Source organism: Pseudonocardia sp. OZ21, assembly GCF_059359135.1.
Window position 1 is genome coordinate 580888 of the sequence record NZ_JCADBN010000001.1, and the last position, 18820, is coordinate 599707.

Annotated in this window: 20 protein-coding genes and 1 pseudogene; 8 read left to right on the forward strand and 13 right to left on the reverse strand. The window is 71.9% G+C overall.

Annotation, left to right across the window (positions count from 1 at the left end; genetic code table 11):
• Window positions 1-11: 11 nt before the first annotated feature.
• The 5 genes from AC5L35_RS02840 to AC5L35_RS02860 all read right to left on the reverse strand — a co-directional run bounded on the left by AC5L35_RS02840 (window position 12) and on the right by AC5L35_RS02860 (window position 4814).
• A complete protein-coding gene (locus tag AC5L35_RS02840; protein ID WP_495057910.1) occupies window positions 12-818 on the reverse strand; it encodes a lysophospholipid acyltransferase family protein in 807 nt (268 codons plus the stop codon).
• 112 nt (window positions 819-930) lie between these two features.
• A complete protein-coding gene (locus AC5L35_RS02845) occupies window positions 931-1521 on the reverse strand; it encodes a pyridoxamine 5'-phosphate oxidase family protein (protein ID WP_495057911.1) in 591 nt (196 codons plus the stop codon).
• Between the two features lie 149 nt (window positions 1522-1670).
• The gene (map, locus tag AC5L35_RS02850) at window positions 1671-2528 is read right to left on the reverse strand and encodes a type I methionyl aminopeptidase (protein ID WP_495057912.1); all 858 of its coding nucleotides are present in this window, start codon (window positions 2526-2528) and stop codon (window positions 1671-1673) included.
• 24 nt (window positions 2529-2552) lie between these two features.
• Window positions 2553-2933: a DUF3054 domain-containing protein gene (locus AC5L35_RS02855; RefSeq protein WP_495057913.1), complete on the reverse strand. Its 381-nt coding sequence runs from the start codon at window positions 2931-2933 to the stop codon at window positions 2553-2555.
• A 54-nt stretch (window positions 2934-2987) separates the two neighbouring features.
• Window positions 2988-4814 (reverse strand): penicillin-binding transpeptidase domain-containing protein, encoded by a 1827-nt coding sequence (locus AC5L35_RS02860; RefSeq protein WP_495057914.1) that lies wholly within the window; start codon window positions 4812-4814, stop codon window positions 2988-2990.
• 158 nt (window positions 4815-4972) lie between these two features.
• On the opposite strand from AC5L35_RS02860, the gene rfbC reads away from it, so the two are divergent.
• From rfbC to AC5L35_RS02880, 4 genes are all read left to right on the forward strand, one after another.
• Window positions 4973-5521, forward strand: coding sequence for a dTDP-4-dehydrorhamnose 3,5-epimerase (gene rfbC / locus AC5L35_RS02865; RefSeq protein ID WP_495057915.1), 549 nt, complete (start codon window positions 4973-4975; stop codon window positions 5519-5521).
• Window positions 5518-6801, forward strand: a complete 1284-nt coding sequence (locus tag AC5L35_RS02870) for an NAD(P)H-dependent oxidoreductase (protein WP_495057916.1) — start codon at window positions 5518-5520, stop codon at window positions 6799-6801. Before rfbC ends, AC5L35_RS02870 begins: the two co-directional genes overlap by 4 nt.
• 149 nt (window positions 6802-6950) lie before the next feature.
• Window positions 6951-7082 (forward strand): hypothetical protein, encoded by a 132-nt coding sequence (locus AC5L35_RS02875; protein ID WP_495057917.1) that lies wholly within the window; start codon window positions 6951-6953, stop codon window positions 7080-7082.
• 52 nt (window positions 7083-7134) lie between these two features.
• The gene (locus AC5L35_RS02880) at window positions 7135-7755 is read left to right on the forward strand and encodes a TetR/AcrR family transcriptional regulator (protein ID WP_495057918.1); all 621 of its coding nucleotides are present in this window, start codon (window positions 7135-7137) and stop codon (window positions 7753-7755) included.
• A gap of 174 nt (window positions 7756-7929) precedes the next feature.
• Here AC5L35_RS02880 and AC5L35_RS02885 read toward each other — a convergent pair whose 3' ends face one another.
• Complete coding sequence (locus tag AC5L35_RS02885; RefSeq protein WP_495057919.1) at window positions 7930-9207, reverse strand: HNH endonuclease signature motif containing protein; 1278 nt, start codon at window positions 9205-9207, stop codon at window positions 7930-7932.
• Between the two features lie 86 nt (window positions 9208-9293).
• Between AC5L35_RS02885 and AC5L35_RS02890 the strand changes: the two are divergent.
• Window positions 9294-9405 (forward strand): annotated as a pseudogene (locus tag AC5L35_RS02890) (IS481 family transposase); the annotation flags it as partial.
• Between the two features lie 159 nt (window positions 9406-9564).
• Here AC5L35_RS02890 and AC5L35_RS02895 read toward each other — a convergent pair.
• A complete protein-coding gene (locus tag AC5L35_RS02895; RefSeq protein ID WP_495057920.1) occupies window positions 9565-10362 on the reverse strand; it encodes a TetR/AcrR family transcriptional regulator in 798 nt (265 codons plus the stop codon).
• A gap of 72 nt (window positions 10363-10434) precedes the next feature.
• On the opposite strand from AC5L35_RS02895, the gene AC5L35_RS02900 reads away from it, so the two are divergent.
• Both AC5L35_RS02900 and AC5L35_RS02905 read left to right on the forward strand, forming a co-directional pair.
• Window positions 10435-11433 (forward strand): ATP-binding cassette domain-containing protein, encoded by a 999-nt coding sequence (locus AC5L35_RS02900; protein WP_495057921.1) that lies wholly within the window; start codon window positions 10435-10437, stop codon window positions 11431-11433.
• Complete coding sequence (locus tag AC5L35_RS02905; RefSeq protein ID WP_495057922.1) at window positions 11430-12257, forward strand: ABC transporter permease; 828 nt, start codon at window positions 11430-11432, stop codon at window positions 12255-12257. The genes AC5L35_RS02900 and AC5L35_RS02905 overlap by 4 nt, the downstream gene beginning before the upstream one ends.
• Before the next feature lie 31 nt (window positions 12258-12288).
• Here AC5L35_RS02905 and AC5L35_RS02910 read toward each other — a convergent pair whose 3' ends face one another.
• The 6 genes from AC5L35_RS02910 to dxr form a co-directional block, all read right to left on the reverse strand.
• Window positions 12289-13098 carry an SAM-dependent methyltransferase gene (locus tag AC5L35_RS02910; RefSeq protein WP_495057923.1) on the reverse strand — a complete coding sequence of 270 codons (810 nt, stop codon included), beginning with the start codon at window positions 13096-13098 and terminating at the stop codon, window positions 12289-12291.
• A gap of 81 nt (window positions 13099-13179) precedes the next feature.
• Window positions 13180-14013 carry a GNAT family N-acetyltransferase gene (locus AC5L35_RS02915; protein ID WP_495057924.1) on the reverse strand — a complete coding sequence of 278 codons (834 nt, stop codon included), beginning with the start codon at window positions 14011-14013 and terminating at the stop codon, window positions 13180-13182.
• Window positions 14014-14123: 110 nt separating this feature from the next.
• Window positions 14124-15266 carry a flavodoxin-dependent (E)-4-hydroxy-3-methylbut-2-enyl-diphosphate synthase gene (gene ispG, locus AC5L35_RS02920; RefSeq protein ID WP_495057925.1) on the reverse strand — a complete coding sequence of 381 codons (1143 nt, stop codon included), beginning with the start codon at window positions 15264-15266 and terminating at the stop codon, window positions 14124-14126.
• A 103-nt stretch (window positions 15267-15369) separates the two neighbouring features.
• Window positions 15370-15906 carry a phosphatase domain-containing protein gene (locus AC5L35_RS02925; RefSeq protein WP_495057926.1) on the reverse strand — a complete coding sequence of 179 codons (537 nt, stop codon included), beginning with the start codon at window positions 15904-15906 and terminating at the stop codon, window positions 15370-15372.
• Window positions 15907-15992: 86 nt separating this feature from the next.
• Complete coding sequence (locus AC5L35_RS02930; RefSeq protein ID WP_495057927.1) at window positions 15993-17279, reverse strand: M50 family metallopeptidase; 1287 nt, start codon at window positions 17277-17279, stop codon at window positions 15993-15995.
• The gene (gene dxr, locus AC5L35_RS02935; RefSeq protein ID WP_495057928.1) at window positions 17276-18484 is read right to left on the reverse strand and encodes a 1-deoxy-D-xylulose-5-phosphate reductoisomerase; all 1209 of its coding nucleotides are present in this window, start codon (window positions 18482-18484) and stop codon (window positions 17276-17278) included. Before dxr ends, AC5L35_RS02930 begins: the two co-directional genes overlap by 4 nt.
• A gap of 36 nt (window positions 18485-18520) precedes the next feature.
• Between dxr and AC5L35_RS02940 the strand changes: the two genes are divergently transcribed.
• Window positions 18521-18814, forward strand: coding sequence for a DUF2631 domain-containing protein (locus AC5L35_RS02940; RefSeq protein WP_495057929.1), 294 nt, complete (start codon window positions 18521-18523; stop codon window positions 18812-18814).
• Window positions 18815-18820: the final 6 nt, after the last annotated feature.

The following is an 18820-nucleotide window of genomic DNA, read 5'->3' on the forward strand; positions in this document are numbered from 1 at the left end:
CCGCGGGCGGGTCAGCTCGCGGGGCGCTCCTGCTCGACCGCCTTCGCCGTCCCGTTCGCTCCGGCCGTCGCCGGGTCGAAGGGGACGGCGGGCGGCGTCTCACCCCGGATCTCGGCCACCAACCGCGTGACGTCGGCCATGATCGCCGCGGTGGCGCCGTCCAGCGCGGTGCGGGTGCGCGGGCCGCCCAGCCACGCCGAGAGGTCGACCGGCGGGCCGGCCACCACCGTCACGTTCCGGCGGGGCAGCAGCCGGGGGCGTCCACTGCCGGGAGGCAGGACGTCCTGCGTACCCCAGTTGGCCACCGGGATCACCGGCGCGCCGGTGACCAGTGCGATCCGCCCGATCCCGTTCTTGCCCTTCATCGGCCAGCCGTCGGGGTCGGCGGTGTAGGTGGCCTCCGGGTAGAACGCCACGATCTCGCCTCGCTGGATGGCGGCGATGGCGTCGCGGTAGGCGTCGCCCGCGCGTGCGGAGGCCCGGTAGACCGGGATGTGCCCGCCGCGGCCCAGCACCGAGCGGACCACCGGGATGCCCCACAGCTCCGACTTCGCGAGGAAACGCGGCATCCGGCCGTGCGAGATGGTGAAGGCGACGTTGAAGATCGGGTCCGAGAAGGACACGTGGTTGATCGCCAGCAGGGCCCCGCCGGTGCGGGGGATGTACTCGCCGCCCCGCCAGCCGATCCTGGTGCCGAACAGCGCGAACGGCCAGATCACCGCGATCGCGAGCCCGTACCAGAACCCCGAGTCGCGCCAGCGCCGGGACCAGGTCAGCACGACCTTCTGCCATTCCGTGAGCGGCCGGTCCGCTGTCATTCGTCCTCCTCGCGTGGATCCGGCGTCCGTCCCGGATGCCACGGGTGATCATCCCAGGCGGCCGCCGCGCTCTCGCGAAGGCGGTGTGGAGCGCCCACGCGCCCTGGCGGGCTCAGGCCGGGGCTCCGGTGGCAGGCACCGCCACCGGCAGGGCCGGCAGGCCGTCCAGGCTGTTCGCGTTCTTCTGCTCGTGATAACGCGCGATCCGCTCGTCGTCACGGGTCTGCCACACGGCGTCGAGCGTCTCGCGCTCCTCCACGAGGTCCATCCTCGGCACGGCGTAGCCACACGAGTCGGACACCCGGGTGACGTCGACGACGATCACCCCGCGCAGATACCGCCTGCGCCCCTCCCCGGCCTCGCCGAAGCCCGAGAGCATCTCGTCGAACCCGGGATCTCCCGGGGTCACCGCCCGCCCGGTGCCGTGCAGGCGCACGATGTTCGGGCGGCCGTCGAACGCGCAGAACATCACGCAGATACGGCCGTTCTCCCGCAGGTGAGCGATGGTCTCCACGCCGCTGCCGGTCATGTCCAGGTAGGCGAACGTGTGCTCGTCGACCATGCGGAAGGTGCCCATGGTCCCCTTGGGCGAGAGGTTGACGAGGCCGTCGCCTGCCAGCGGTGCGGTGGCCACGAAGAACACGGGCTGCTTCTCGATCCAGGCCGCCATCGCGGCATCGACGCATTCGAAAACCTTCGCCATGCTCTCGACCCTACGGCGGTGACGGCCCGACCTGAAGTTCCCGGCCGCGCCCCCGGACACGGGCGTAGTGGCGCCCGGCCTTCGCGCGGTTGCCGCAGCCGTCCATCGAGCGCGCGTCCCAGAGGGACGACCGGTGCGAGCAGGTCCGGTCAGGGGAGAGTGAGGATCTCCGCGCCGTCGGCTGTGACCAGCACGGTGTGCTCGAACTGCGCGGTGCGGGCGCGGTCCTTGGTGACGACGGTCCACTCGTCGGGCCAGATGTCGTAGTCGATCGTGCCGAGGGTGATCATCGGCTCGATCGTGAACGTCATGCCGGGCTCGAGGACCGTGTGCACGCTCGGCTCGTCGTAGTGCAGCACCACGAGCCCGCTGTGGAACGAGCGGCCGATGCCGTGGCCGGTGAAGTCGCGCACCACGCCGTAACCGAAACGCTTGGCGTAGGACTCGATCACACGGCCCACGACGTTGAGCTCACGCCCCGGGCGCACCGCCTTGATCGCCCGCATGGTGGCCTCACGGGTGCGCTCGACGAGGAGCCGGTCCTCCTCTGCGACGTCACCGGCGAGGAAGGTGGCGTTGGTGTCGCCGTGGACCCCACCGATGAAGGCGGTGACGTCGATGTTGACGATGTCGCCGTCCTCGATCACGGTGGAGTCCGGGATGCCGTGGCAGATCACCTCGTTGAGGCTGGTGCAGCACGACTTGGGGAAGCCCTTGTAGCCCAGCGTGGACGGGTACGCGTCGTGGTCGACGAGGAACTCGTGCACCACGCGGTCGACCTCGTCGGTGGTGACGCCCGGCGCCACCGCCTCCCCGCCGGCCTGCAGTGCCTGCGCCGCGATCCTGCTGGCCACGCGCATGGCCTCGATCACCTCGGGTGTCTGCACCCACGGGTCGTTGCTGCGCGAGGGCCGGTCCTTGCCCACGTACTCGGGGCGCGGGATCTGGCTGGGAACGGGACGGGTGGGCGAGACGGTGCCGGGGGTCAGCAGCGTGCGGGCGGGCATGGAACCAGTCTAGGCGCGCAACGCCTAGCGGACCGCGCGCTGCTCGGCCCGGTGGGACACCAGCAACGACAGCGCGCGCCACCCGAGCAGCAGCACCGCGAGGGAGACGACCGTGACCACCGCGAAGCTCAACGGGAGCCGCCCGGTGAAGGCGGCCCGCACCAGCAGACCGAGCACGGCCGTGCCGCCCAGGACCACGGCGCCCGCGCGCAGGCCGATCGGGTGGGCACGCACGAGTGGCGTGGCCCAGGAGGCGGCGAGGCCGACCAGGAACGGGGCCGCGGTGCCGAGCAGGCCCCACAGTCCGTCGGACTCGTTGTGGCTGATCCGGCCGATGGCGGCGAAGACGACCACCGCGATCACATCAGCCGCTAACGCAAGCGCGGGGACCCGGCGCGAGGACATGGCGTCCAGCGTAAGCGCCCGGACGGCGATCCGGCCCGGGCCGGTGGGTTCCACTCAACCGATCGTGGCCAGGAACCGACCCGCCAGCTCGACGGCAGGCGCCGAGGAGCCGGCGTCGACCACCAGCACCGCGAACGCGACGTCCCCCCGGTAACCGACGAACCACCCGTGCGCGCGGCCACCGCCGGTGAACTCCGCGGTGCCGGTCTTGCCGTACACCTCGCCGAGCCCGGACAGGCGGTTGGCCGTGCCCTCGGTGACCACGGCACGCATCATGGGCCGCAGCTGGTCCAGCTCGGCGGCGCTCGGGCCGGTGGCGGGCCGGAGCACCTGCGTCGGCCGGTCGCGCAGCAGCTGCGGCACCACCGGCGAGCCGTGGGCCACGGTGGCGGCCACCAGCGCCATCCCCAGCGGGGTGGCCAGCACGTGGCCCTGGCCGAAGCCGTCCTCGGCACGTTGCACGGCGTCGGCGGTGGGAGGAACCTCACCCGTGATGGTGGTGAGCGCGGCCACCTCGTAGTCGGCCCCGAGGCCGAACCGCAGGGCCGCCGCGGGCAGCGCATCCGTGCCGAGCTGGGACGCGAGGCGCGCGAACGTGGTGTTGCAGGACCGGGCGAACGCGATGCGCAACGGCACGGTGCCGAGATCGAAACGGTCGGCGTTGGGCACCGCGCGGCCGCCGATGACGGTGGTGCCGGGGCAGGCCACCGGGGACTCCACGGTGAGCCCGTTCTCGGTGACCAACGCTCCGGCCGTGACGATCTTGAAGGTGGACCCGGGCGGATAGCGTCCGGTCAGGGCGAGCGCACCGCCTGCGTCGGCGGCGTCGTTCTGCGCCACGGCCAGCAGGTCGCCGGTGGACGCCGACACCGCGACGAGCATCGCCTGCTGCGGCACCAGCTCGACGGCGTCCTCGCCTGCGGACTGCACGGCGCGGTCCATACCGGTGGCGACCGTGGTGCCGGTGCGGGGCAGCTCCTCCACCAGCGTGTTGATCGTGATGCCGCTCGCGTCGGTGAGCACCACCGACCAGCCCGGTACCCCCTCGAGCTGCTCGGCCGTCGCGGTACGGACAGCCGGCAGCACCTGGCGCCCGAAGCGGGCATCGGGTGCCAGCAGCCGTTGGGAGCTGGTGAAGCGGACGCCGGGCAGGTCGTGGATGGACTCCTTCACGCCCTGGTAGTCGGTGTCGCGCAGCACCGCTACGGGATAGCCCTGGCCGTCCGGGGTGCGCGCGGCCCCGTCGGTGATCGAGGCCTGGGTGATCGCGGGGTCGAGCGGGCCGAGCGCGGTGGCGAGCGCACCGGCGACGGTCGGCAGGTCGCCCGTGGCCCTCCGGTCCAGCACCACCGTGACGACCTGCGTACCCGTGAGGACGGGCGCCCCGTTGCGGTCGACGACGGGGGCCGGCTGGGGCTGCTCGGTGCGCAGCGCCAGCCGCTGCCGGGCGCCCAGGTCGGGATGCACGACGGTTGGCGCCCAGTGCACCAGCCACCCCTCCGCGGCGTCGGGGGCGGGCAGCAGCTCGAGCTCGTTGAGGTAGCTCCAGATGCGGTTCGGCCCCAGCTGCCAGGTCATCTGCACGGACGCGGTGGCCCGTTCGCCGGCGGTGCGCACCTGCGCGAGCTCGGCCACGATCGCGGAGGGCTCGAGCGCGTCACGGGTGGCGACCAGCAGCTGGCCCGCCGCTGCAGGCGCGTCGGTGAGAGCGGCCGCCCGCGCGTCGTCGCCCGCCGACCACGCCGTGAGGAACGCGGTGACCGTCCGTTGCGGGCCGTCGTCGCCGTACAGCCCGCATCCCGCGGAGGCGAGCAGCACCGGCAGCGCGGCGAGCAACACGGCGACGCGCCGGCCCGGCCGAACCGGACGATCAGGGAGCACTTGGTCAGTATGCCGAGCCCACCCGGTGAGCCTTCCGTCGCGGCGACCCTGGCGGCGCACGGCCGTGACCTGGCCCCGTCCGGGCCGCCATTACCATCCCACCGGCGACAGGACGTGACGGCAACCCCGAACGACGTGTAGAGGACGAGCCTCCCCCCATGCAGATCTCCCCCACCCCGCTCCCCGGGTCGGCACTGGTCGACCTGACGCTCCTGGAGGACGACCGCGGCTTCTTCGCGCGCGCCTTCTGCCGCCAGGAGTTCATCGACGCCGGTCTCGAACCTCTGGTCGAGCAGGCCAACATCTCGTTCAACCACAAGGCGGGCACGCTGCGCGGGCTGCACTACCAGCTCGAGCCGAACGCCGAGGCCAAGCTGATCCGCTGCTACCGCGGCGCGATCTACGACGTCATCGTCGACCTGCGCCCGGAGTCGCCCACCTACCTGCAGTGGTTCGGGGCCGAGCTCACCGAGGACAACCGCACGGCGATGTACGTGCCGCGCAACTTCGCGCACGCCTACCTGACCCTCACCGACAAGGCCGAGGTGATCTACCAGGTCAGCACGGCCTACACCCCGGGTGCGGAGCGCGGCCTGCGCTGGGACGACCCGGCGATCGGGATCGAGTGGCCGATCCCCCCGGTGAGCGTCTCGGAGAAGGACGCGAACTGGCCGCTGCTCAGCGACAGCACGGTGGAGGCACGATGATCATCGTCGACACCGCGCTGCGGAAGCGCGAGGCCGAGGGCCGCCCGATCCGCGTCGGCATGATCGGCGCCGGCTTCATGGGTCGCGGCCTCGCCAACCAGATCATCAACTCGGTGCCGGGCATGGCGCTGGTCGCCATCGCGAACCGGACGCTCGCGAACGCGGAGCGCGCCTACGCGGAGGCGGGCGTCGAACCCGTGCGGGTGGAGGACGCCTCCCAGCTCGACACCGCGATCGGCAACGGCACCCCGGCCGTGCTCGAGGACGCGTTCGAGCTGCTCAAGGCCGTCCACCTGGACTGCGTCGTCGACGTCACCGGCGCGGTGGAGTTCGGCGCCCGGGTCACCGTCGCCGCGATCGAGCGCGGCCTGCCGATGGTCACGATGAACGCGGAGCTCGACGGCACCGTCGGGCCGCTGCTGGCCCATCGCGCCCGCGAGGCAGGCGTCGTGCTCACCGGGGCCGACGGCGACCAGCCCGGCGTGCAGGGCAACCTGCTGCGGTTCGTCCGGGGCCTGGGCGTCACGCCGCTGGTCGCGGGCAACATCAAGGGGCTGCAGGACGAGTACCGCACCCCGACGACGCAGAAGGCGTTCGCCGAGCGCTGGGGCCAGGACGCGTACATGGTCACGAGCTTCGCCGACGGCACGAAGGTCTCCTTCGAACAGGCGATCGTGGCCAACGCGTTCGGCCTGACCGTGCCGAAGCGGGGCATGAACGGCTGGGACCACGAGGGGCATGTCGACGAGCTCACCGGCCGCTACGACGTGGACGAGCTGCGCGAGCTGGGCGGCATCATCGACTACGTCGTGAAGGCGAAGCCGGGCCCCGGTGTCTTCGTGCTCGGCACCCACGACGACCCGAAGCAGCGCCACTACCTGGAGCTCTACAAGCTGGGCACGGGCCCGCTGTACAGCTTCTACGCCCCGTACCACCTGTGCCACTTCGAGGTGCCCAACTCGGTGGTGCGGGCCGTCGACTTCGGCGACGCCGCGCTCGCCGCGCCTGCCGGCCCACGCGTCGACGTCGTCACCACTGCGAAGCAGGACCTCAGAGCCGGCCGCACCATCGACGGCCTCGGCGGCTACGACACCTACGGGGTGGCCGAGTCCACGGCGGTCACCCGCGCCGAGGGGCTGCTGCCGATGGGCGTGGCCGAGGGGTGTGTGCTCCGGAGGGACGTCCCGAAGGACGCCGTGCTCACCTACGCGGACGTGACCCTGCCGCCCGGGCGGCTCGTCGACCAGCTGCGCGAGGAGCAGGAGAAGCTCTTCGCCTGACGCCCGGGCTTGATCGGGCCCACCATGACCGTCAGAGTTGAACGGGTCGCCGCAGGAAGGGTGCGGCGGCGGATTCGACGATCACCGGTGGGGCGACCGACGCGGTCGAGGCGGCCATCACGGCCGCGGGCAGGCCCGCCGAGGTGGTGGTGCGGGAGCCCGCTACCGAGCCGACTCCCGCCGTACGTCAGGACACCCGGAGCGAGGCGATCAAACGACGGGTCCGCAACAACGCCGCGGACCTGGTGCTGAAGGCCCGAAAGCTCACGCTGCGACGCTGATGCCGACGCTGAACTGAACTACTCGTTCAGTTCATGCGGCAGGATGATCCCCGTGACCGACGATCCCGCCCTCGCAGCCACCGAGGCCGCCCGTCCGCAGCGGCCGCGCAGCGTACGAGCGCGGAAGGCCGTGCTCGACGCGACCAACGAGCTGCTCGGCGCGGGCGGCCTGCCCGCGGCCACGATCGACGCGATCAGCAGCCGGTCCGGGGTCAGCAAGGCCACGATCTACAAGCACTGGCCCAGCCGCACGGCCGTGGCGGCCGAGGCGTTCGGGCTGCGGATGTCGAGCGCGCTGCCGCTGCCCGACACCGGCTCTGCCCGCGGCGACTTCGGCGTCCAGGTCCGGCTGGTCAGCGAGTTCTACGCGAGCCAGGCCGGCACGGTCTTCGCCCAGTTGCTCGCGGCGTCGGTCACCGACAGAGAGGCCGCGGAGTTCTTCCGCACGTTCTTCCTCGCCGGCCGCAGGCGCGCCATCGGGGAACTGTGGAACCGCGCGCTGGCCCGCGGCGAGGTGCGGTCCGACGTCGACGTCGAGGTCGCCCAGGACATCCTGTTCGGGCCGCTGATCTTCCGGCTGCTGACCGGGCACGCCCCGCTCACCGAGGATCAGGCAGCACAGATCGCCGACGCCGCACTGGACGGCCTGCTCGCCCAGGACTCCACCGGCTAGCTTCGGGCGAGGTGTGAGTTGTCGACGCTCGGTCGCGCACGTCGCCGCTAGACCGCGTATCTCGCGAGCCACCGTCCACACGTGGCTGCCGCCGGCCAGGATCGCAGCGCGGGCACATGTGTCCCCCAGTGATCACAGAGGCTCTGCCGACCGCGCCCATCTGCTCGACCGTTCTTACGCGGCGAGGTGCAGAAGCGGTTTTCGGCGTGGTCTTCGCTGCGGGTCGATCCAGGCGGGTGGGATCAGCTCGGGGAGCCCGTCGCGGATGCGTACTTCCCACTCGGAATGATGCTGCAGGCGGTGACACGCCCGGCAGAGCATCACGCAGTTGTGCAGGGCCGTGTCACCGCCGTCCTGCCAGGCCTTGATGTGGTGGACCTCGCACCACGACGGTGGCCGCCCGCAGCCGGCGCAGCCGCGGTCGCGGGCGGCGATCGCGCGGCGCAGCCCGTCGGGAATGGTGCGGGTGACCCGCCCGACGTCGAGGGGCTGGCCCGTCCCGTTGAGCACGACCGGGACGACCGCGGCATCACAGGCCAGCATCCGCAGCGACTCCGGCGACAGCGTGCCACCGAAGTCCAGGCAGGCGGCGCGGGCCCGGTTCTCCAGGTCCTCCAGCCGGATCAACACGCTCAGGTGCGGGCGGCGCCCGCCGCACTCGGGGACGTCACCGTGGTCGAGCACGTACCCGCACACATCAGCCAGTGCCTCGGCCTGCCGCTGCGCGGCGCTGCGCTGCTCGTCGCCGCGGACCGGTCGGGCGTGGGCGTCGATCACGGTGGCGATGGCGTCGAACATGGCCGCGTCGTCGAACCGGCCCTTCAGGGTGCCGCCGGGCTTGCCGCGGTGGCGGATCAGGTGAAGTTCGTTGACCCGCGCGGGTGGGCGGTCATCAGGCTCCGCACCGTCCTGATCCAGGGCCTCGACCAGCGCGGTACCCCAGGCCTGCAGCTCCGACGGCGTATAGACCGCGGCTTTGGTGGCGAGTTGGGCTTCAGCGCCCGCCCACGCCTCAGGCGCGAGCCGCTCTGCCGCTGGACTCGCGAGCACCCGGGCGATCACCGCGACGTGGCGTAGGCCGGTGTGCCCGGCGGCGAACACCGCGGCGGTGGCAGGCAGCTTCGGGGGCAGTGCGGTGCCGTCGAGGCTCACCCGCGGGCACACCTGCTCGGCGGCGACCACCCGGGTACGGGCCTCGAACCGCTCCCAGCCGAGCAGATCGCCCAGCGCGGCCGGAGTGGACTTGTAGCCCCGCTCGGCGAACGTCCCGCGCCGCTCCAGAGTGGACACGGTGGCCACGACGACCCGGTCCAGCCTCCTGCTCGTGCCCTCGCACAGGGTGAGCACCGACAGCAGCTCGTCATCGGTGGCACCGGACTCAGCGGCCGCGGACAGCGCGTCGATCGCCTCGACCAGGAGGCGATGCGCGGTGGTGAGCGGGCTGTCCGACACCCCATCATCATACTCGAACAAATGTTCGAACATATGCGCCTCGTCGCAGGTCAACGGCCGTTCAACGCTCGTGGCGGTGGCCTGCCGGACTCGCCCGGCCGGCCTGGCTCGACCGCCCCGCCGGCACGGTGATCCGCCGCTGCGGACGCGCTCGCCCGGGCGAGCTGGTGCACGTGGATGCGAAGAAGCTCGGCAGGCTCCGCGACGCCGCACCGGCCCACGGGTCGAGTTCGGCTACCTCCACGCCGCCATCGACCACCACACCCGCCTGGCCTACGCCGAGATCCACCCCGACGAGAAAGCCCACTGCGGCCACCCACTCATCAGCCGGGTCAACAACCCGGCTGGGCAGTACAGCTAGCCACACCCGGGCGCGGGCGGCTCGGGCTGCGCCGGCGGGGCGCTCCCGCCACGTGCCTCGATCAGCACCGCCAGCCCGTCCAGCACCCGCTGCAGGCCGAACTCGAAGCTGTCGAACATCGAGTGGAAGGCCCCCGCCTCGCCCACCTTGGTCAGCATGGGCAGCTTCCCCGCTGCGACGACGGGCCCGACGTACTCGCCCTGGATCTCCCACCACTCGTCGTCGCTGATGCCGGTGCGCTCGGCCGCCTGCATCCCCTCGATCGTGGTCCTGGCGAAGCCTGCGACGAACGAGGTGAGCAGCACCACCGCCGCGAGCATCTCGTGCTCGTCGAGGCCGATGCCGTCCACGGCGCTCACGGTGACATCGGTGGACGCCATCGCGTTGGGCCCGAGCATCGGGCGCCCCTGGGTGATCTGCAGCATCCACGGGTGGCGCATGTACAGCGCCCACTCCTGACGGCCGAACGCCTCGAGGCGCTCCCGCCAGTCGCCCGCGACCAGCTTCGCGGCCGCCACGTCCTCGCCGTACGCCTCGTCTACCATCAGGTCGATCAGCTCGGCCTTGCCCGGCACGTAGCGGTACAGCGACATCGCCCCGACGTCCAGCGCCGCGGCGATCCGTCGCATCGACAGTGCCGACAGCCCCTCCGCGTCGGCCACCTCGATGGCGGCGCGCACGATGCGCTGCACGGACAGCCCGGGGCGCGGCCCGCGGGTGGGCTCCTCCGGCGTGCCCCACAACAGTTCGAGGCTGCGCCGGAGGTCACCGCCACCACTCTGCACAGAAGTCATTTGCCGACGATCCTAGAACTGGGTACGTTGTACGAAGTAACACGTACAGCGTACCCAGTTAGGGGGGATCTCGTGGCAGCAGGACGGGACGCCGTGGTGACCCACGGGCTCGGGAAGCGATTCGGCAGCAAGGTGGCACTCGAGGACTTCGACCTGACGGTGGCCGAAGGCTCGGTGTGCGGACTGCTCGGCCCCAACGGCGCAGGCAAGACCACGGCGGTACGGGTGCTCGCCACCCTGCTGCGCGCCGACACGGGCCGGGCCGAGGTGGCCGGTTTCGACGTGGCGCGCGAGCCGGCGATGGTGCGCAGGCAGATCGGCCTCACCGGCCAGCAGGCCACGGTCGACGACATCCTCACGGGCCGGGAGAACCTGATCATGTGGGGCCGGCTCTTCCACCTCGGCAGCCGCGCGGCCGCGCGGCGGGCCGACGAGCTGCTCGAACAGTTCGGGCTCACCGACGCGGCCGACCGCCGCGCGAAGCTCTACTCCGGCGGCATGCGGCGCCGCCTCGACATCGCCAGCAGCCTGGTGCTGGCCCCGCGCGTGTTCTTCCTCGACGAGCCCACCACCGGGCTCGACCCCCGCAACCGGGGCGAGGTGTGGAACGCGCTGCGCGCCCTCGTCGCGGGCGGCACCACAGTGCTGATGACCACCCAGTACCTCGACGAGGCCGACCAGCTCGCCGACCAGATCGTCGTGCTCGACGGGGGCCGCACCGTCGCCGAGGGCACCCCGTCCCAGCTGAAGTCGGCGATCGGCGGCGACCGGATCGACATCCTGCTCCGCGACGAGGCCGACGTCCCGGCCGCCACCGCACTGCTCGGCCGCATCACGGGAGCAGAGCCCGAGGTCGACGCGCCGCTGCGCCGGCTGAGCGCACCGGTCCGCGACCGCGTGGCCGCGCTCACCGAGGTGGTCAGGGCCCTCGACCACGGGGGCCTGGTCGCCGAGGACATCGGGGTGCGCCGCCCCACCCTGGACGAGGTGTTCCTGCGGCTGACCGGCCGTCCGGCGGAGCCGTCCACCGATCGGGAGCCCGATGCGGAGAAGGCCGGGGTGGCCGCATGACCGCCGTGACCGCTCCCGCGCCCCGCACGGCGAGCCCGCTGCGCTGGGTGCTCTCCGACTCCTGGACCGTCGCCCGCCGCGACCTCATCCACTGGACCCGCAACCCGACGGTGATCATCGCCGGGCTGGCGTTCCCGATCATGTTCGTGCTCCTCTACGGGTACGTGTTCGGCAGCGCGATGATCGTGCCCGGCGGCGGGGACTACCGCGAGTTCCTGATGCCCGGCATGTTCGCCCAGACGATGATGTTCGGGGCGGCCGCCACCATCTCCGCGGTGGCCGCCGACAAGGCCAGGGGCGTCACCGACCGGTTCCGCTCGATGCCGATGGCCCAGCCCGCGGTCGTCGTGGGCCGCAGCGCGGCCGACATCGTCAACTCCGTGCTCGACCTCGCCGTCCTCGTCGGATGCGGGCTGCTCGTCGGATGGAGCTCGAACACCGGTCCGCTGCCCACGCTCACCGCGTTCGGCCTGCTGCTCCTGCTGCGCTTCGCGATGATCTGGGTGGGCATCTACCTGGGGCTCGTTGTCAGCCAGGAGGCGGCGGCCAGCACGCGGGCGCTGCTGTTCCCGCTCACGATGATCTCCAACACGTTCGTCGACCCGTCGCTGATGCCCGCCTGGCTGGGCACCGTCGCCGAGTGGAACCCGCTGTCCGCCACGGTGGCGGCCACCCGCGAGCTGTTCGGCAACAGCGTGCCCGAACTGGTGGGCACCTCGTGGCCTGCGCAGAACGCGCTGCTGCTCGCGGTGGTGTGGCCCGTGCTGATCGTGGCGATCTTCCTGCCCTTGGCCGTGCGCCGGTACCACTCGGCGGCGCGCTGAGCCGGCGACCCGGCGCCGTCGGCTGCGGTCTCTACCTCTTGAGGCCGACGGCGCCGAACTCGTCGACGGGAGCCGGGGCACCCACGTGGCCGTTCTCGGGGCGCCACAACGAGCACGCGACGACCCCGGGCTCCAGCAGCTCCAGACCCTCGAAGTACTGCGCGATCTGATCGGGGGTGCGCAGGGTGTAGGGCAGCGAGCCTGCGCTGTTCCACATCTCGATGGCGGCGTCGAACGGGCCGCCGTCGGTGGTGCCGTCGGCCACCACCAGGTAGCTGCCCGACGGCAGGGCGTCCACCAGCCGCGTGACGATCTCCCGGGCCTGACCGAGCTCGGGGACGTGCCCGAGGATGTTCATGAGCATGAGCGCGATCGGCTGGTCGAACTCCAGGCTCCGTCCGGCGACCTCGAGGATCCTGGAGGTGTCGTACAGGTCGGCGTCGATGTAGGTGGTGGCACCCTCGGCCGAGCTGAGCAGCAGCGCACGGGCGTGCGCCAGCACGATCGGGTCGTTGTCGACGTAGACGATCCGCGACTCCGGAGCCACCCGCTGGGCGACCTCGTGGGTGTTGTCAACCGTGGGCAGGCCCGTGCCGATGTCGAGGAACTGCCGCACACCGGCCTCGCCCGCCAGGTGCTGCACGGCCCGCTTGAGGAAGGCCCGCGAGGAACGGGCGATGTCGACGATCGGCGGGAAGAGCTCCCGGAACTCGTCACCGACGCGCCGGTCGACCTCGTAGTTGTCCTTGCCCCCGAGCCAGTAGTTCCAGATGCGCGGGGAGTGCGCGACGTCGGTGTCGATCGTCGGCGCCTGCTGGACGCCGGACTCTTCCTCCGCCACGAACATGACCTCCACTCGACACGGGACTCCGTCGTGTCCAGCCTATCGCCGGGGTGACGGAGCGGGTGCGCCGTGTGACCTTCAGAAAAGAATGGTGGCGAAGCTGCCGACCTGGGTGAACCCGATCCGGGTGTAGGCCGACCGCGCGACGTGGTTGAAGCCGTTGACGTACAGGCTCGACACGCGGCCCAGCTCGGCGAGGCGCTCGGCCACCGCGGCGGTGCCTGCCGTGCCCAGTCCCTGACCACGACGGCTCGGGTGCACCCAGACGCCCTGGATCTGCCCGACCTGACGCGAGAGGGCCCCGATCTCCGCCTTGAACACGACCTCACCGCCCTCGAACCGGGCGAACGCCCGGCCCGAGGCCACGAGCTCGGCCACCCGCGACCGGTAGCCGACCCCGCCGTCACCGATGCGCGGGTCGATGCCCACCTCCTCGGTGAACATGGCGATGGCCGCAGGCAGGTAGCGGTCCAGCTCGTCGGGACGGACCGGCCGCACGAGCGGGTCGGCGGCGACGGTGGGCAGCCCGGCCAGCGCCATCAGCGGCTGGTCGGCCCGCACCTCGCGGGCCGGGGCCCAGTGCGGCGCCAGGTCGTCCCACAGCGGCATCACCAGCTCGGCGCGCCCGACGACCGACGAGCACGTGCGCCCGTACCGGCGCGCCCGGTCGGCGAAGCTGCGCAGGGCCGAGCGCTCGCCCCGTAGGGGCACGAGGTTGGCACCGGAGAAACAGAGACCGTCGAAACGGGACCCGACACCCCAGAGCTCGCCCCCGAGGCGCCACGGATCGAGCCCTGCCACCTCGACGCGGGCGGCGACCATGCAGGCGGCGACCGGATCACTCTCCAGGACCGCGCATACTCCCGCGCGGTCCCGGTCGTCGAGGAGCCGCGCTCCGGCGACACGAAGCACCCCCTCACGATGCCAGACGGCAGGCGCCGTGCCCACGACGGGATGGGTCTCGGTTCACCGAAAGTCCGCCGAGACCACCGGCGACCCGCGAGGCGTGCCCTGCCGGCTGCTCAGCCGACGGTCACCTGCGGCTCGCCCTCGGCCTCCATCGTCTCGGCGAGCTTCATCGCTTCCTCGATGAGCGTCTCGACGATGGCGTGCTCCGGAACGGTCTTGATGACCTCGCCCCGGACGAAGATCTGGCCCTTGCCGTTGCCGGAGGCCACCCCGAGGTCGGCCTCGCGGGCCTCGCCCGGGCCGTTGACGACGCAGCCCATCACGGCGACGCGCAGCGGCACCTCCATGCCGGTGAGCCCCGCGGTGACCTCGTCGGCGAGCTTGTAGACGTCGACCTGCGCGCGACCGCAGGACGGGCACGAGACGATCTCCAGCTTGCGGGGGCGCAGGTTGAGCGACTGCAGGATCTGCGTGCCGACCTTGATCTCCTCGACCGGCGGCGCCGAGAGCGAGACCCGGATCGTGTCGCCGATGCCCTGGCGCAGCAGCGCCCCGAAGGCGACAGCCGACTTGATGGTGCCCTGGAACGCCGGACCGGCCTCGGTGACACCGAGGTGCAGCGGGTAGTCGCACTGCTGCGCCAGCAGTTCGTAGGCCCGCACCATCACCACGGGGTCGTTGTGCTTGACCGAGATCTTGATGTCGTGGAAGTCGTGCTCGGCGAACAGGCTCGCCTCCCACATCGCCGACTCGGCGAGCGCCTCGGGCGTGGCCTTGCCGTACTTCTCCAGCAGGCGCTTGTCCAGCGACCCGGCGTTGACGCCGATCCGGATCGGGGTGCCGTGGTCCTTGGCGGCCGCCGCGATCTGCTTGACCTGGTCGTCGAACTTCCGGATGTTGCCCGGGTTGACCCGCACTGCGGCGCAGCCGGCCTCGATCGCCGCGAAGACGTACTTCGGCTGGAAGTGGATGTCGGCGATCACCGGTATCTGCGACTTCCGCGCGATCGCGGGCAGCGCGTCGGCGTCGTCCTGGCTCGGGCAGGCGACCCGCACGATGTCGCAGCCCGCCGCGGTGAGCTCGGCGATCTGCTGCAACGTGGCGTTGACGTCGGAGGTGAGGGTGGTGGTCATCGACTGCACGGAGATCGGGTGCTCGGACCCGACGCCGACGGAGCCGACCTGCAACTGCCGGGTCGGCCGGCGAGGGGCCAGGGTCGGCGCGGGCGGTGCGGGCATGCCGAGGGAGACGCTCACGACCCCCAGTATCCCCCGTCGCCGTTCGGTGCCGCTCCCTGCGTGGCCGGAAGCACCCGCACGGGCGGATTCTCCTGTTCGGGCGCCCTGCCGAGCGCGCTCCTCAAGTCCGGCCCTTGTCCTCCTGCGCGCTGCGCAGCGTCGAGGAGTGCGGCAGCCAGGTGGCGAGCTCCACCGGCCACCCGTCCTCCTCCAGCAGGGAGACGACAGCGGGGTCGTCGTCGAGCATCGACACCACCTCCCGGACGGTGGCGAGCCTCCGCAGCACGTCCCGCTTGACCCAGCGAGCCGGCCGGCGGTCGTCGTCGGCGCGCATCACGAGGGGGCCCACCGGCAGGTCGTGCCGCGCCAGCCACTGCTCCGTGAGCGCCCGGGTGCGCTCCGGTCGACCGGTCAGGTAGAGGACGTCGTACTCGGCGAGCGCCGCGCGCAGCCGCTCCGCACCCTCGGCGAGGAGCGGGTCGCGGTCGGCGGACTGGAAGAAGCGCTCCCAGCGCTGCGGCCTGGCCTCCAGGTGGTGCAGCCGGTGGCGGACGTCGGCCAGCACACCGTCGATGTCGAACACGGCGAGAGGGGCCTTCTCGGCGTACGGGTCGCGCAGGCCCGAGTGGGGAGCGGGCAGACCCGCGGAAATACTCACGACTCTCAAGTATCCACGCGGCCACCGATGTGGCCGCAGGTCGTGTCGGTTGCCACGTCCCGGGCCCCCGACCTGCGAAGACGTGATCAGAAGAGCTGTACCGGGTTGATGATGTCGGCGACGAACAGCAGGGCGCTCCACCCGATGAACACCAGCGCCACGACATACGCCACAGGCATCAGCTTCGCGACGTCGACGGGACCGGGGTCGGGCCGGCCACGCAGCCGCGCGATCCGCCGCTTGATGGCCTCCCAGATCGCCGGGAAGATCTGCCCGCCGTCCAGCGGCGGGATCGGCAGCAGGTTGAACAGGAACAGCGAGATGTTCAGCCCGGCCAACAGCTGCAGGAAGACCGAGAGCTCGGCGACCGGCGGCGCGTCGGAGGCGAGGATCTCCCCTCCGATCCGCGAGGCCCCGACGATGCCGATCGGGCCGTTGACGTCGCGCTGCTCGCCGAGGAACACCGCTCCGAACAGGCCGGGCACCCGGGCCGGGAGCTGCACGATCGCGTGGCCCGTGCGGGCGACGATGTCGCCGATCTGGCCGAAGACCGCGCCGACGTCCTTCCGCTCGTACGCCGACACCAGGCTGACCCCGAGGAACCCGCCCTGGACGGTCTGCTGCCCGCCGTCGAAAGCGGCCAGCTCGGTACGGATCGGCGTCGGGTGCAGGTCGAGGCGCTGCCCGTCGCGCTCGACGGTGACCGTCACCGTGCCGGAGGACGCCCGGATGTCCTCCTGCAGGTCACGGCCGTCGAATACGTCGAACGGGCGGCCGTTGAAGGCGATGATCCGGTCGCCGGGGCGGAACCCCGCGGCGGCGGCGGGCGTGGGGGGCGCACCGGCCGGACACTGCTCGGTGGGGGCCGTGGCCGAGACGACGCACGCGCTCACCGCGCCGACCGAGGTGGTGGACGTCGGCACGCCGATCCCCATGAGCACGATCGCGAACAGCACCACCGCGAAGATGAGGTTCATGAACGGGCCCGCGAACATCACGATGATGCGCTTCCACGGTGCCCGCAGGTAGAACTGCCGGTCGGCGTCCTCGGGGCGGACGTCCATCGCCGACTGCTGGCGCGCGTCGTCGATCAGGCCCTGGAACGGGCCGGTGCGCCTGCTCCGGCCGAGCGTCTCCCCCTTGGCGGGCGGGATCATCCCGATCATGCGGATGTAGCCGCCGAGCGGCACCGCCTTGAGCCCGAACTCCGTCTCGCCGACCTGGCGCGACCAGATCGTCTTCCCGAATCCGACCATGAACTCGGGGACCTTGATCCCGAACCACTTGGCCGTGGTGAAGTGACCGAGCTCGTGCCAGGCGACCGAGAACAGGATCCCCACGAAGAAGATCACGATTCCGATCACGGTCATCATGTGGTCACTCCAGGTCCTCCGGTACCGATGCTCGCTCCACCGGCGCTGCGCGAGACGGCTTCGCGGGCGTGGGCCCGCGCCCACTCCTCCGCCGCCAGCACGTCGGCCACGGTAGCGGGATCGGCGTGCCAACCGTCGGCGGCGTCGAGAACACGTTCCAGCACGTCGGTGATCCCGAGGAACGGCAGCGCACCGGCGACGAACGCGCCCACCAACTCCTCGTTGGCGGCGTTGAGCACCGCGGGCAGGCACCCGCCCACCACTCCCGCCGAGCGCGCCAGCCGCACGCCGGCGAAGGCGTCGTCGTCGAGGGGCTCGAACGTCCAGCTCTGCGCCGGGTCCCAGCGGCACGGCGACGCGGCCCCGGAGAGCCGCTCGGGCCAGCCGAGCGCCAGCGCGATGGGCAGCTTCATGTCGGGCGGGCTGGCCTGCGCGAGCGTCGAGCCGTCGATGAAGGTGACCATCGAGTGCACGATCGACTGCGGGTGCACCACCACGTCGATCCGCTCGTAGGGCACATCGAACAGCAGGTGCGCCTCGATCAGCTCGAGTCCCTTGTTCACCAGGGTCGCCGAGTTGATCGTGATGACGGGGCCCATGTCCCACGTCGGGTGCGCCATCGCCTCGCCCACGGTGACATCGGCCAGGTCGGCCCGCTGCCTCCCGCGGAACGGGCCGCCCGACGCGGTGAGCACCAGCCGCTCCACCTCGTCGGACCGGCCGCCGCGCAGGCACTGGGCGAGCGCGGAGTGCTCGGAGTCGACCGGCACGATCTGGCCCGGCGCGGCCGCCCCGGTGACCAGCGCGCCGCCGGCCACCAGCGACTCCTTGTTGGCCAGCGCCAGCGTGGCCCCGGACGCGAGGGCCGCCAGCGTCGGGCCGAGGCCCACCGATCCGGTGATCCCGTTGAGCACGGTGTCGGCACCCGCGGTGGCCGTCAGCTCGGTGGCCGCGTCGGGACCGCTCAGGACGTCGACGCCCGGCAGCAGGTCGCGCAGTGCCGAGGCGGCGTCGGCGCGAGCCACCGCCACCCGGGGCACCCCGTGCGCCCGGACCTGCCGGGCGAGCAGGTCGAGGTCGCCGCCGCCCGCGGCGAGGCCCGCCACCGTGAACCGGTCCGGGTGGGCCGCGAGCACGTCGAGCGCCTGGGTGCCGACGGAACCCGTCGACCCCAGCACGAGAACGGAACGTCTACTCACACTCATCACCGCCCATCATCCCTGCTGCGCCGTTGTGCGACGATGAGGCCCACATCCGTGGACCTGGAGGACGGCGTGGCGAGGAACTCCCGAGAGCTGGCGCGGCGACCTGCGATCGACCCGCTGGACGAGCCGTCGGTGGAGTGGGGCTGGCACGGCGGTTTCCCACGCGGCTCGATGATCGCCGGCTGGGCCACCGTGGTGATCCTGCTGCTGTTCACGATCGGCAACCACGAGGGCAACACCGAGGACATCTTCCTCGTCGGCATCGCCGTCCTGATCGCGTTCAGCCTGATCATGAACACGATCCGGCGTCGTCACGCCTGGCGCCGCTGAGCCACG